The sequence below is a fragment of the Streptomyces xingningensis genome, assembly GCF_054957865.1.
In genome coordinates, this window is sequence record NZ_JBDJPF010000063.1 from 1 (window position 1) to 13,785 (window position 13,785).

At 69.0% G+C, this 13,785-nt stretch carries 12 protein-coding genes and 1 tRNA gene; 7 read left to right on the forward strand and 6 right to left on the reverse strand.

Annotation, left to right across the window (positions count from 1 at the left end; all coding sequences use genetic code 11):
* Positions 1-296: 296 nt before the first annotated feature.
* Positions 297-815, reverse strand: coding sequence for a DUF2742 domain-containing protein (locus ABCR83_RS26425; protein WP_462697700.1), 519 nt, complete (start codon positions 813-815; stop codon positions 297-299).
* 502 nt (positions 816-1,317) lie between these two features.
* Between ABCR83_RS26425 and ABCR83_RS26430 the strand changes: the two genes are divergently transcribed.
* Positions 1,318-1,971, forward strand: coding sequence for a helix-turn-helix domain-containing protein (locus ABCR83_RS26430; RefSeq protein ID WP_462697701.1), 654 nt, complete (start codon positions 1,318-1,320; stop codon positions 1,969-1,971).
* A 36-nt stretch (positions 1,972-2,007) separates the two neighbouring features.
* A complete protein-coding gene (locus tag ABCR83_RS26435) occupies positions 2,008-3,618 on the forward strand; it encodes a site-specific integrase (protein WP_462697702.1) in 1,611 nt (536 codons plus the stop codon).
* 19 nt (positions 3,619-3,637) lie between these two features.
* On the opposite strand, the gene ABCR83_RS26440 is transcribed toward ABCR83_RS26435, so the two are convergent.
* Positions 3,638-3,710, reverse strand: a tRNA-Thr gene (locus ABCR83_RS26440).
* Positions 3,711-3,891: 181 nt separating this feature from the next.
* Here ABCR83_RS26440 and ABCR83_RS26445 point away from each other — a divergent pair.
* From ABCR83_RS26445 to ABCR83_RS26455, 3 genes are all read left to right on the forward strand, one after another.
* On the forward strand, positions 3,892-4,989 hold the full coding sequence (locus ABCR83_RS26445; RefSeq protein ID WP_462697703.1) for an ABC transporter ATP-binding protein: 1,098 nt from the start codon (positions 3,892-3,894) through the stop codon (positions 4,987-4,989).
* A 192-nt stretch (positions 4,990-5,181) separates the two neighbouring features.
* Positions 5,182-5,598, forward strand: coding sequence for a hypothetical protein (locus ABCR83_RS26450; RefSeq protein ID WP_462697704.1), 417 nt, complete (start codon positions 5,182-5,184; stop codon positions 5,596-5,598).
* 54 nt (positions 5,599-5,652) lie between these two features.
* On the forward strand, positions 5,653-6,369 hold the full coding sequence (locus tag ABCR83_RS26455) for a nucleotidyltransferase family protein (RefSeq protein WP_462697705.1): 717 nt from the start codon (positions 5,653-5,655) through the stop codon (positions 6,367-6,369).
* 59 nt (positions 6,370-6,428) lie between these two features.
* On the opposite strand, the gene ABCR83_RS26460 is transcribed toward ABCR83_RS26455, so the two are convergent.
* From ABCR83_RS26460 to cysS, 3 genes are all read right to left on the reverse strand, one after another.
* A complete protein-coding gene (locus ABCR83_RS26460; RefSeq protein WP_462697706.1) occupies positions 6,429-8,024 on the reverse strand; it encodes a DoxX family protein in 1,596 nt (531 codons plus the stop codon).
* A gap of 143 nt (positions 8,025-8,167) precedes the next feature.
* Positions 8,168-9,118, reverse strand: a complete 951-nt coding sequence (rlmB, locus tag ABCR83_RS26465; RefSeq protein ID WP_462697707.1) for a 23S rRNA (guanosine(2251)-2'-O)-methyltransferase RlmB — start codon at positions 9,116-9,118, stop codon at positions 8,168-8,170.
* A 110-nt stretch (positions 9,119-9,228) separates the two neighbouring features.
* Positions 9,229-10,623, reverse strand: coding sequence for a cysteine--tRNA ligase (gene cysS / locus ABCR83_RS26470; RefSeq protein WP_462697708.1), 1,395 nt, complete (start codon positions 10,621-10,623; stop codon positions 9,229-9,231).
* Positions 10,624-10,824: 201 nt separating this feature from the next.
* On the opposite strand from cysS, the gene ABCR83_RS26475 reads away from it, so the two are divergent.
* Both ABCR83_RS26475 and ABCR83_RS26480 read left to right on the forward strand, forming a co-directional pair.
* Positions 10,825-11,955: an acyltransferase family protein gene (locus tag ABCR83_RS26475; protein ID WP_462697709.1), complete on the forward strand. Its 1,131-nt coding sequence runs from the start codon at positions 10,825-10,827 to the stop codon at positions 11,953-11,955.
* Positions 11,956-12,099: 144 nt separating this feature from the next.
* Complete coding sequence (locus ABCR83_RS26480; protein WP_462697739.1) at positions 12,100-13,338, forward strand: acyltransferase family protein; 1,239 nt, start codon at positions 12,100-12,102, stop codon at positions 13,336-13,338.
* A gap of 6 nt (positions 13,339-13,344) precedes the next feature.
* On the opposite strand, the gene ABCR83_RS26485 is transcribed toward ABCR83_RS26480, so the two are convergent.
* Entirely contained in the window at positions 13,345-13,752 is a 408-nt protein-coding gene (locus ABCR83_RS26485) for a PPOX class F420-dependent oxidoreductase (protein WP_462697710.1), read from the reverse strand.
* Positions 13,753-13,785: the final 33 nt, after the last annotated feature.

The following is a 13,785-nucleotide window of genomic DNA, read 5'->3' on the forward strand; positions in this document are numbered from 1 at the left end:
TGACTCCCAACTTCCCTTGCAGTCACGGTCTCTACGCTACGAGGGGAAGGCCACCTCGGACATGAACAGTTCGTATGTCCCGCGTGCGAGGGCGACGAGCAAGGACGCCTGCGACGGGCCTCTCCGCCCTTTGTCCTCATCGGCCGGCATACCTGCGCCCCCTGACGGCACGTCTATGGGCGGCACGTCGATGCCGGAGCCTTCCCCGCCGGAGTGCTGCTCGACGACCGGCAAAGGTCCAAGTCGCCCTGCCGCAACGTCAGTCCCAGGCCAGGCAGGGGCGGTTTCATTCATGGTCAAGGTGCACCCTCCTGGCCATCCGGATCGCTGTGCGGGAGATCGACTTGCTTGCCGTCGATCAGATGGCGCCGCCAGCCGGGGCGGCCGGGTATCGCCATGGGCGGCCACCCGGGCGTTGCGACGATCTCGCGGGCCGGTACGTGCTGCGCCCTGCGGGCGGCCAGTTCCGCGACCGTGGGCTGTCGGGCAAGTGCGGGTGCGATCTTGCGGGCTTGCTCGTCGGCGTCGGCCGTGACGACCGCGAACCAGCGGCCTGGGTCCTCGCCGAGAAGCTGATCGAGCCATGCCTCGTTAGCCCGGTGGCGACGCCAGAGTTCGGCGGCTTCGATGATGGCGGCCGGACGGCGCGGGTCTTCGACGTGGAGTCGCAGCCATGCGAGGCTGCCGTACTCGGGGTTATCGGTGACCCCCAGGGCTGTGTACTGCTGCTCTGCCCACAGAGCTGTAACGTCGCCTGGGCTGACGGCTGTTGGGGTGCCACAAAGGATCCGTTCGGCGTCTGCCGTGGCGTTCACCCTTCCCTCGGCCCCTTCCCGGGGCCGTGCGATGCTACCCATCGGACGTTCGCTTTCCGGGCGGCGTCGGGGCAGCCACCCCGGCGCCGCTCTGCGCTAATGGGAACTGGCGGCGGGTGGGACGTTCTCTTCGGACGACGGCGGAGCGGCCATCTCTGGACCGTCAGTGCCGAGTGAAGTGATCCCGAGGACACGCAGCAGGTCAGAGGTCACAACGCGGTACGAGCGCCCCGCGCGGACCACCTTGCAGGGAAAGTTCCCCGAGCGAGCCAACTGGTAGGCCGTGCTGCGCCCGATACCGAAGGCACGTCCGGCGGTCTCGACGTCGATGGTGGGTGACAGGCCCCCGAGGTCAGGAGTAGCCATCTCCCGCACAACTGGCGGCAGGTTCTGTGTCATTTTTGCGCAACCCCTAGCGATGGGAGTTCGGAATGTGCGCCACGGATCCGAACGGTACGAGACGTATTGATATTGCGCAAGCCGCGCCGTAAATTGCTTCAATATGGAGCAGCACGACGACTGGGCGACAAGCATGGGGCGCACGATCGCCAACGAGCTACGGCGACACCGACGCTCACGGGGCATGAGCGCTCAACAACTCTCCGACCAGTGCTCGAGGTTGGGGATGCCTATCCCCCGCAACGTCATCTCGAACATCGAGAACGCCAGAAAGCTGAACGTCTCCGTACCCGAGGTCATCGCCCTCGCCGCCGCGTTGGATGTACCTCCGGCAGCCCTGATCTTCCCCGCCGGTTACGTCGATCAGGTCGATTACCTGCCCTGGCAGAGCAGCGACCCGCTACAGGCCATCGACTGGCTGGCCGGAGAGAAAATGCAGCCGCACCAGGAAGAGGAAAAACCCCGAACTCCTCAACCGCCGCCCGCCCCCATCTGGGCAATCAGCCGAGTCCGTGAACACCGTGACCTGATCGACCGCATCTGGTCCCTGCACGGGACCATCGTGGCCGACCTCATCACCAGGGAACCGAACCCGGAGATCGAAGCCGTCCGCGAGATGATCAGCCGACTGGAGCGGCAACTCCACCAGCTGCGCGCCGAGATGACCAGCCAAGGTCTCCGGCTTCCCTGGCTGCCCGCCTACGTCCAGCCGCTCAAGGCAGCCGAGCCCGACGACGAGGGGCACACCTCACCCTAGATCCCGCCATCCGATGATCCCTTGAGGGGAGCGCGTATGAAAGGTTCGACATTCCGGCGCTGCGCCTGCCGCAGCCCGGAGACCGGCAAGCAATACGGCCAGTCCTGCCCCAAACTCACCAACAAGCGGCACGGGCTGTGGAACATCCGGCAGGAGCTACCGACCCGCGAGGACGGCACGCGACGCGTCTTCCGGCGCAGCGGCTACGACTCCAAGACCACAGCGCAGGCCGACCTCGACAAGGTTCGCGCGCTGCTCGGCATCCCGGGCAAGGATGACGCCGAGGGGCGCGTCCGCATGGGCGATCTCCTCGAGGAGGTGGCATCCAAGAAGGAACCGATCCCCGATTTCGACGAGACGAAGCGCAAGCTGCACACGGGGCAGTCGCTCACCAGCAAGCTCACCGTCGGTGAGTGGCTGGACAGTTGGCTCGCCAATAAGCACGGCCGGCCGACCGCGATCGCCCGGAACGAGACCGACATCCGGGTGCACTTGAAGCCGCACATCGGTGCCGTGCCGCTCAACCGGCTGCGCGTTGACCACCTGGTAGCCATGTTCAACTCCATCATCGAGACCAACCTCGAGATCGAGGAGGGCAACGCGCAGCGGCATGCCGTGGTAGCCGAGTTGGCGCAGATCCCCCGGAAGGGGAGCGAGAACCGATCCCGCCGCAAGGCGCTGAAGGAGGCTCTCGCGCAGATACCCCCGTTCCGGCGAACAGCCGGGGCCTCGACTCGCCAGAGGATCCGCGCCACGCTCCGGGCCGCTCTCAACGACGCCATCGCTCAACAGCTGATCACCTTCAACCCGGCCGCACACGTCAAGCTCGACCCGGGCAAGCGACCCAAGGCTCTCGTCTGGACGGCCAAGCGGGTCGAGCAGTGGCGCCGGACCGGCGAGAAGCCTTCCCCGGTCATGGTGTGGACCCCCGAGCAGACCGGTGAGTTCCTCGACTTCGTAGCCGAGGACCGTCTCTACGCCATGTGGCACCTCATTGCCTTCCGGGGCCTGCGGCGCGGAGAAGCGTGCGGGCAGGGGTGGGGCGACGCCGACCTCGAGAACGCCTTCCTGGCCATCTCCAAGCAGCTCGTACAGAAGGGTTGGGAGGTCTACGAGGACGCCCCCAAGACCGACAGCGGTACGCGCACCGTCGCCCTCGACGCCGACACGGTCAAGGTCCTCAAGGCGCACCGCAGGCGGCAGAACGCGGAGCGGCTCGAGTGGGGAAAGGTATGGGTGGACACCGGCCGCGTCTTCACACGGGAGAACGGCGAGTGGCTGCACCCGGGCGTCGTCTCGGATCGGTTCGAGAAGCTCGTCGCCGCGTCCGGGCTCCCTCCGATCCGGCTGCACGACCTGCGACACGGCGCCGCCACCATCGCACTGGCCGCCGGAACCGACATGAAGGTCGTGCAGGAGATGCTCGGTCACTCCTCCATCACGATCACCTCGGACACATACACCAGCGTCCTGCCCCAAGTGGCGAAGGATGCCGCCGAAGCCGCCGCGCGGCTCGTTCCACGTGGCCGTCGAGAGGCGGTTCACGGCACCGCCGGGCTCACTTCGGGCGCACCCTCGGGCCAACGGTCCGTCGCCATCCCGGCGCAGCCGACCCCGATCACAAAGAAAGCCCAGGCCAGTGCGTAACTGACCCGGGCTTCTCCGGAGCCGCCTGTCGGACTCGAACCGACGACCTACGCTTTACAAGAGCGTTGCTCTACCAACTGAGCTAAGGCGGCGCGCTGAAGCAGTCTAACCGGACTCCGCCGCCGCCCCAGCCGTGATTTTCGTGACCCGCACCCTGCTGACAACCGCCCGCGCCACGGGTACCGTCACCGACAACCCGTCCGCATTGGACTGGACCACTCCCTCTACTCGGATCGTCCGGCACGTTCCTGCCGGTGAAGGGACCGCATCAGCATGGCCACGGTCACATATGACAAGGCGACCCGGATCTACCCGGGGTCCGGGAAACCCGCCGTCGACCAGCTCGACATCGCCATCGAGGACGGTGAGTTCCTCGTCCTGGTCGGGCCCTCCGGCTGCGGGAAGTCCACCTCGCTGCGGATGCTCGCGGGGCTCGAGGACGTCAACGGCGGCTCGATCCGCATCGGCGACCGCGATGTCACACATCTGCCGCCGAAGGACCGGGACATCGCCATGGTGTTCCAGAACTACGCGCTGTACCCGCACATGACCGTCGCCGACAACATGGGCTTCGCCCTGAAGATCGCGGGCGTGCCCAAGGCGGAGATCCGGCAGAAGGTCGAGGACGCGGCGCGGATCCTCGACCTCACCGAGTACCTGGGGCGCAAGCCCAAGGCGCTGTCCGGCGGTCAGCGGCAGCGCGTGGCGATGGGACGGGCGATCGTCCGCGAGCCGCAGGTGTTCCTGATGGACGAGCCGCTGTCGAACCTGGACGCGAAGCTGCGGGTACAGACCCGCACCCAGATCGCCGGGCTGCAGCGGCGGCTCGGGATCACCACGGTGTATGTCACCCATGACCAGGTCGAGGCCATGACCATGGGCGACCGGGTGGCGGTGCTCAAGGACGGCCTGCTGCAGCAGGTGGACTCGCCGCGCAATATGTACGACCGGCCGGCCAACCTCTTTGTCGCGGGCTTCATCGGCTCGCCGGCGATGAACCTGGTCGAGGTGCCGATCGCCGACGGCGGCGTGAAGTTCGGCGACAGCGTGGTGCCCGTCTCACGCGAGGCGCTGACGGCCGCCGCGGACCGGGGCGACCGCACGGTCACGGTCGGCGTGCGGCCGGAGCACTTCGACGTGGTCGAGAAGAACGCCGACGCGGGCCTGGCGGTGACGGTGAACGTGGTCGAGGAGCTCGGCGCCGACGGCTATGTCTATGGCTCGGCGGAGGTCGGCGGCGAACAGAAGGACCTGGTCGTCCGGGTCAATGGGCGGCGCGTACCGGAGAAGGGGTCGACCCTGCAGGTCGTGCCCCGCCCGGGCGAGCTGCATGTCTTCTCCACCTCGTCCGGCGAGCGGCTGAGCGACTGAGCGGCGGGCGGTGCCGCGGCCATCGGACGTCCGCGGCACCGCCCGGTCAATCCGATGTATCGATAAATACTTTGACACATCGCCCTTTTCGGTTCCCGTGCGTCAACTTCGCAGCCACATACGGGCGGTACGGGTAGCTCGACCGAGTGACTAAATGTCGCCACCTCATTACCCCTCGCTACCATCTCCCGCATGAACCAGGCCGCCCGCCGCATCGGCAGAACCCTCGCCCTAGTCCTCCCAGTCGTTCTCGTCCTCTCCGGGACGCTCGCGGTCACCCGCGTGCCCTGGGCGGCGCCGAACGCCGAGTCCCAGGTGCTCACCGCCTCGTCCGAGACCGCCTCCACCGCCAGGGCCGCGCGGGCACCGCACGAGGTGCTGCGCGACCGGCTGCTGACCGAGCTCCAGGAGAAGAACCCAGGCGTCGCCCTCACCCACCTCCAGGCGGCGACCAACGGCCGTCCGTCGCTCGCCCGCTACTGCGCGGACATCGCCCGAGTGCTGGGGCAGGCGGCGGTCGCCAAGTACCACTCCGTGCGCAAGGCCCAGGCGTACTCCCGGCCCGTCTGCGACACCTCCTTCGCCTCGGGCGTCGCCCAAGGGCACTGACCGCCAGGGACCGCCGGTCGTTCCGCACGCTGCGGCACGGCATATCGTGCGGACATGACCGGCACCCACCCCAGCCCCGCACAAGCCGTGATCCTGGCCGGCGGCCAGGGATCACGGCTGCGGCCGTACACCGACGACCGCCCCAAGCCGATGGTCGAGATTCCCGGCACCGGAGTCCCGATCATCGGCCACCAGCTCGCCTGGCTCGCCGCCGAGGGCGTCACCGACGCCGTGGTCTCGTGCGGCCATCTGGCCGAAGTTCTCCAGGCCTGGCTCGTGTCGGCCGACCTGCCGCTCCGGGTGACGACCGTGGTCGAGAAGGAACCCCTCGGCCGCGGTGGCGGCCTCAAGCACGCGGCGGCCTCCCTCCCCCACCCCGACCGGCCCTGGTACGCCACCAACGGCGACATCTGGACGCGCTTCTCACTGCGCGAGATGGCCGCCTTCCACCAGGAGCGCGATGCGACGGCCACCCTGGCACTGGCCCGGCCCCGCATCCCCTGGGGCGCCGTGGAAACGGACGAGTTCGGGCATGTCCTCGACTTCATCGAGTCGCCGCCGTCCCCGTATCTGATCAACGCGGGCGTCTATGTCTTCTCCGCGGACTTCGCCGATCTGCTGCCGGAGCGCGGCGACCACGAGCGGACCACCTTCCCACGGCTGGCCCGTGAGCGCCGGCTGGCCGGTTTCCCACTGCCGCAGGGCGCGTATTGGCGCGCCATCGACACGGCCAAGGATCTGACCGAGGCCGCCCGGGAGTTGGCGGGCTGACGACGGTGGCCTCGTACCCCTCATGGGTACGAGGCCACCGTGCGCGGTGCCGCGGGACGTCAGCCGAGCAGACCGCCAAGCGCGCCGCCGCCCGACGAGCCGCCGGACGAGCCCGATCCGCCGGACGACGAGCCACCGCTCGATCCGCCCGCGGCCGAGGCCCCGGAGGAGCTGTGCGGCGGGGCGGCCGGGGCCGCGGGCTGGTGGTGCGGGGTCTGCGGAGCGGAGTGCGAGCTGCCCGGACCGGCACCCGGGTGGCCACCGGTCGCCGCCGAGCCGGCCGGCGTCCGCGCGGTACCGGCGGCGGCCGGGGCGGTGGCACTGGGCGTGGCCGGCTTCCGGCTGCTCGCGGAGGGCTTGGGCGTCCCCGGGACGGCCGAGCCGTGCACACCGCGCGGGGTGGTGCTGGAACCCGGGCGCTGCGGGAGCGGCGAGCCGGGCAGGCTGTTCGCGGGCGGCGCGGGCGGGGTGGAGGCCGGGGCGACCTGCGCGGAACGCACGGCCCCGCCGAGCACCGAACCGGTGATCAACGAGAGCCCGATGAGGACGGTCGCCATGATGCCGCCGCGGCGCAGCACCCGGCGCCGCAGCTCCCAGAGCTCGGCCCGCGGGCCGAGCCGCCGCCATGCCTCGCCCGCCAGGCGCCCGTCGACGGAGTAGAAGGGCGCACCGGCGATGACCAGGGGGCTCCAGGCGGCGAGGTAGATGATGTCGGGCGCATCGTAGACGGGGACGGTACGCCAGCTGACGGTGACCAGGAGGGCGGCCGAGAGCACCACGCCGATGCCGGCGGCGAGGCGCTGCCAGAGGCCGAAGATGGTGAGGACGCCGACGACGACTTGGAGGAAGGCGACGGTGAGCCCGGAGCCGACGGGGTGGCCGAGGGCGAAGGCGCGCAGCGGCGCGGCGGCGCCCCAGGGGTGCAGCGAGGTCAGCCAGGTGACCATGGAGCCGCGTTTGCCGCCGTCGAAGTAGACGGGGTCGCACAGCTTGCCCATGCCGGCGCAGATGGAGATCAGGCCGAGGAAGATGCGCAGGGGCAGCAGGACCACGCCGAGATTCATCCGGCGGCCGGGGTAATAGGCGTGCCGGACCGCGTCGTTGCCCTGGCGGGGGAATCTGGGGTTGCCGTGGCGGTCGTCGAACTCGCCGTAGTCATACGGTGGTTCGTCGTAGGCGCCGGGCACCGAGCCCACTCTGGGCAGGAGTTGGGTGCCGGAGTCGATGGGGTCGACGGGATCGCGGGGTCCGATGAGGCCGCCGGGGGTGTCGTCGACGCCGATGCGCGGCAGTACCTGGGTGGCGCCCGCGTCGCGCCCGGACGCGGCGGCCCGTGCGGCGCCGGAATCCCGCATGGCTTGCAGGAGTTGGGTGGGAGCCGCGTCGCCGGACTCGGTCCGCCCGCTCCACACCACATGGGTGCGGCGCTTCGCCGGGCCCGTGGTGGTGGGCAGCTGCGCCGTGTCGGCGGCGACTCCGGTGAACTGCCGGGCGGCGCGCGGGGGGCGCGCAAGCTGCACGCGGAAGCTCAGGTGGTTGACGGAGACCTGCGCGGGATCGGACGGGACCTTCACCGTACTCAGCGCGGGCTGGTCGTCGTACCCGGAAGAGCTTCCCCCCGTAGGTGTGCGGGGTGTTCTGGTGTCCACACTCATCTAACCGAGTGACCGGAGATTAGGACACTGCTTTGACCGACTCGGGGTGTCCGAGGCCCGTCAAGGCCCTCAACTGGCGGCGCGGCCATGGAAGATCGTTTCCATGGCCGCGCCCAGGGGACACGCCCCAGGGGTGTGCCGGGTCAGGCCCGGCGGCGGGCCGCCTCGTACAGCACCACACCGGCGGCGACACCGGCGTTCAGCGATTCGGCGCCGCCGGGCATCGGGATGCGCACCCGGACGTCGCAGGTCTCGCCGACCAGCCGGGACAGCCCCTTGCCCTCGCTGCCGACGACGATCACAACCGGGCCCTCGAGTGCGTCCAGCTCGTGCAGCTCGACATCGCCGTCCGCCGCGAGGCCGACGACCATCAGGCCCTCCTTCTGGTACGCCTCCAGCATCCGCGTCATATTGGTGGCGCGGGCGACGGGCGTACGGGCGGCGGTGCCGGCCGAGGTCTTCCAGGCGCTGGCGGTCATGCCGGCCGCGCGCCGCTCGGGGACGACCACGCCATGGCCGCCGAAGGCGGAGACGGAGCGGACGACGGCGCCGAGGTTGCGCGGGTCGGTGATGCCGTCGAGGGCGACGATCAGCGGGTCCTCGCCGTCGTCGAAGGCGGCGGCGGTGAGGTCCTCGGGATGGGCGTAGTCGTACGGGGGCACCGAGAGGACCAGGCCCTGGTGGTTGAGGCCGTTGGTCATCCGGTCGAGCTCGGGGCGGGGCGCCTCCATGAGGTTGAGGCCCTTTTCCGAGGCAAGCTGGAGCGCCTCGCGGACCCGCTCGTCGTTGTCCAGGTACTGCTGGACGTAGAGGGTGTTGGCGGGGACGCCCTCGCGCAGCGCCTCGACCACCGAGTTACGGCCGACGACAAGCTCGTTGGTGCCCTTGGGGCCGCCTCGGCGCGGGGCCGGGCGGCGGGCCGCCTGCTTGGCCTGGGCGTTGGCGACACGGTTCTTCTTGTGCCCCTTGCGCATGTGCGCGGGCGGAGTGGGGCCCTTGCCCTCCAGGCCACGACGCCGCTGGCCGCCGCTGCCGACCGTCGCGCCCTTCTTGTTGGACGTGCGGCGGTTCCTGCGCTGGCTGTTGCCGGCCATGGGTCACCTGTTTCCTACTGCTATCACTGCTGAAAGACTGCTATCACTGCTGACTGCTATCACTGCTAAAAAATGTGCTCACGAAAACGTGTGCTTATGAAAAGTGTCGCTCAGCCGAGCGACCAGCGCGGACCGGACGGGGTGTCCTCGATGGCCAGGCCGGCCTGCTGAAGCTGGTCGCGGATGGCGTCGGCGGTGGCGTAGTCCTTGCGGGAGCGGGCCGCCTGGCGCTGCTCGAGCACCAACCGGACCAGCGAGTCCACCACGCCGTGCAGGTCGTCGCCGCGGCCGGCGCCGCCGGCCCACCGCTCGTCCAGCGGGTCCAGGCCCAGGACGCCGAGCATGGCGCGGACCTCGGCCAGGCGGGCGACCGCGGTCTCCTTGTCATCGGCGGTGAGCGCGGAGTTGCCCTGCCGGACGGTGGTGTGCACCACTGCGAGCGCCTGCGGGACGCCGAAGTCGTCGTCCATGGCCTCGGCGAACGCGGGCGGCACCTCGACCGCGGGCTCCACGGCCTTCCCGTGCTTCTCGGTGACTCGCTGGACGAAGCCCTCGATGCGTGCGAACGCGGACTCGGCCTCGCGCAGCGCCTCCTCGCTGTACTCGATCATGGACCGGTAGTGCGGGGAGCCGAGGTAGTAGCGCAGCACGATGGGGCGCCAGTCCTTGACCATCTCCGAGACGAGCACGGAGTTGCCGAGCGACTTGGACATCTTCTCGCCGCTCATGGTGACCCAGGCGTTGTGCACCCAGTACCGGGCGAAGTCGTCGCCGAAGGCCTTGGCCTGGGCGATCTCGTTCTCATGGTGCGGGAAGATCAGGTCGAGCCCGCCGCCGTGGATGTCAAAGGCGGAGCCGAGGTACTTGTGCGCCATGGCGGAGCACTCCAGGTGCCAGCCGGGGCGGCCGCGGCCCCAGGGGGTCTCCCAGCTGGGCTCCCCCTCCTTGGCAGCCTTCCACATGGCGAAGTCACGCGGGTCACGCTTACCGGTCTCGCCCTCGCCGGAGGGCTGGAGGAGGTTGTCCAGCTCCTGGTTGGAGAGCTCGAGGTAGCCGGGGAACGAGCGCACATCGAAGTAGACATTGCCGTCGGCGGCATAGGCATGACCGCGCTCGATCAGACCGCGCATCATCTCGATCATCTCGGGCACATGCCCGGTGGCCCGCGGCTCGACGGTCGGGCGCAGGCAACCGAGGACGTCGTACCCCGCGTTGAAGGCGCACTCGTTCTCATAGCCGATCGCCCACCAGGGACGACCCTGTTCGAAGCTCTTGTTGATGATCTTGTCGTCGATGTCCGTGACATTGCGGACAAAGGTCACGTCATAGCCGCGGTGGCTGAACCAGCGGCGCATGATGTCGAAGTTGAGCCCCGACCGGATGTGCCCGATGTGCGGTGCGGCCTGCACGGTGGCGCCACACAGGTAGATCGAGACACAGCCCGGCGTGAGCGGGGAGAAGTCACGGATCTGCCGGGCGCTGGTGTCGTACAGGCGAATGGTCACGGAACCAGGGTAGTGGGCCCGCGGCAGTGCCCAGGCCCCGGCGGCACAGCACGGCGGGGCCGTCCGGGCGGAGCCCCCAGAGCCATCACGGTGGCCTTTGCCCGCTATTTAATGTCTTGCGGCAAAAATACAATCAGGCATGGTAGCTTCCCCGGCACGTTTCACGGATCTCGTGACCCGCCGCGGAACCCAGGAGGGGTGTTGCACTCCACTCTGCCGGTACAGCAGGAGCATCCGGACCGGCCGGTGTCACCGCCGCACCGGGCGCGGAGCGACGGGCAGCACCGCAGACTGGGTGCGCTGGACGGACTGCGGCTGTGCGCCGCCCTGATGGTGGTGGCCTACCACTACATCGCCTTTGACAGCGGCGCCTGGCCGCGGCCCGCGTGGTCACTCTTCCCCACCGCCTATCTGCCCGCCTCCTACGGCTGGCTGGGTGTCCAGCTGTTCTTCCTGATCAGCGGCTTCGTCATCTGCATGAGCTGCTGGGGCAAGAGCGTCGGCGAGTTCGCCGCTTCCCGCATCACCCGGCTCTTTCCCGCCTACTGGTTCGCGGTGCTCGCCGTGGCACTGGTCCTGGCGCTCTGGCCACAGGTCAATGCCGCACCGAACGCCCGGGACGTCGCCGTCAACCTGACAATGCTGCAGGATCCCTTGGGGGTGAACCCGGTCGATGGCGTCTACTGGACGCTGTGGATCGAGATGCGTTTCTATCTGCTCTTCGCGCTCGTCGCCTGGCAGGGCCTGACCTACCGGCGGACCGTCGGCTTCTGCGTGGCCTGGGCCTTCGCCGCGGTCATCGCCCGAGCCGCCGACAGCAGCCTGCTCGACCGGATTCTGCTGCCCGACGACTGCTGGTACTTCATCGCCGGAATCGCGCTCTATCTGATGCACCGCTTCCGCCCCAACCTGGCGCTCTGGCTGATCGTCCTCGGCAGCTTCCTGGTCGCCCAGCACGATCTGCTCGGCGCCCAGACCCGGGCGGAGGGTCATATGGGACACCGGGTGCCGCACTGGCCGGCCACCCTGCTGCTGGCACTGTTCTTCCTCGCCGTGCTGGCCGCCGCGCTCGGCTGGACACGGCGCCTCGAGTGGCGTTGGCTGTCCACGGCCGGGGCGCTGACCTATCCGCTCTATCTGCTCCATGAGCGCATCGGCTGGGTGATCATCAAGCACACGGACGGCCGGATGCCGCGCTATGTGCTGCTGCCCGTCCTGATCGCGGGGATGCTGATGGCCGCCTGGCTGGTACACCTATGGGTCGAGCGCCCCTTGGCCCGCCGGGTCGGCAGCGGCCTGCGCCGCGCGGTGGCGGACATCCGGGCCGGATAGCCCGGATACCACCATCCAGGGGAGACGGTGGAGAAAAATGGGGACAGCAGAGAACTGTCACGGTGACACGGGCACCTCCTGTGTCAGCATTCCTGGCGCACCCCCTGCATACGACCATCCGACTAGGCAACGGGAGTGGACGACATGCGTTTGGCCGGCCGAGGTGGACTCGATGGCGGCCGGGCAGCCGTCCCGCACCAAGCACCCAGGCTGTATGTCCTCGACGGGCTCCGCCTGCTGGCGGCCCTCATGGTCGTGGTCTTCCACTACACCGCCCTGTACGGCGGCTGGGGCCAGAACCCCGACGAGATCTTTCCGCACCTGCGGCCGTTCACCCGGTACGGCTGGCTGGGCGTCGAGGTCTTCTTCCTGATCAGCGGCTTCGTCATCTGCATGAGCACCTGGGGCAGGACCCTGGGCGAGTTCGTGACCTCCCGGATCTCCCGGATCTATCCCGCCTACTGGTTCGCGGTCCTGCTGACCGCTGGGGTCATCACCCTGTGGCCACAGGTGCGCAGCGTAAAGAACTGGGACACCGTCCTCACCAATCTGACGATGCTCCAGCAGGGCCTGGGGGTATGGGACGTGGACGGCGTCTACTGGACGCTGTTCATCGAGCTCAAGTTCTACGTCCTCTTCGCGATCGTGGTGGCCACCGGCGTCACCTACCGCAAGTGCGTCCTCTTCTGCGGCCTGTGGACGGTCGCCGCGGTCACCGCGCACGCGGCGGACAGCAAACTGCTCGAGTTCTGGGCCATGCCGCTGTACGCACCGCACTTCATCGCGGGGATCGCCTTCTACCTGATGCACCGGTTCAAGCCCACGGCCCTGCTCTGGGGCATCGTGGCGATGTCCCTGCTGCTCGCCCTGCACCATGTGCCCAAGCGGGTCTCCGACAACACCAACTCCTCGGTCGCCACCTGGCCCGCCTCGCTGATCCTCGTCCTCGCCTATACGCTGCTGGCGCTGATCGCGCTGGGCTACTTCGACCGGCTGCAATGGCGGCGCCTGACGACCGCGGGCGCGCTCACCTACCCGCTCTACCTGATCCACCAGTACATCGGAATGACCATCATCCACGGGCTGCGCGAGCGCGTGCCCGCCCCCCTGCTCGTCCTGGGGCTCATCGTGGTGATGCTGGCCGCCGCCTGGCTCATCCACCGCTGCATCGAGCGCCCGCTGGGCAAGCGGCTGCGCCGGGCGGCCCTCAGGGGCATCGAGGAGATGCGGCGCAACTCGGCACCCCCCACGCCCGGGAAGACCGCTCGGCTCAACCGGCTGACAGCGGTGCTGCAGGAGCCCCGCGACCACCGGCACAATACCGAGCCCTATAAAAAGGCCGAGGCCGACCGGGTGGGCGCGAGCAAGTCGGACGGCCCCTGAGCCGGCTCAGAGGGAGCCGACGACTCTGCTCGGAGTGATGCGGACGACCAGCCGCGGAGCGTCCTCCTTGGCCGCCGGGTTGAAGTCGGCGTAGTCCTTGCCCGTGTACTTCCGTGACAGCTCGTCGATCAGCTCCGCCCCGCCCTCGCTGCCGAGCGTGGCCACGCCACGGATCTCGGCGTAGGTGTAAGGCGCGTTCGGCGGGTTCACCAGAACGGTCACCCGCGGATCGCGGCGCAGGTTCTTCTCCTTGCGCCGTCCGACGGTCGTGGAGATCAGCAGGTCGTCGCCGTCCCGCTTGACCCAGACGACCGACAGCTGCGGGCTGCCGTCCGGCTGGATCGTCGCGATGTTGGCGAAGACGGGGTAGTCGTCGAGGTACTTCTTCAAGTCGTCCGAGAGTTCGGCTGACACCTTCCGGTCCTTCCCTCGCGAAGTATCGGTTCA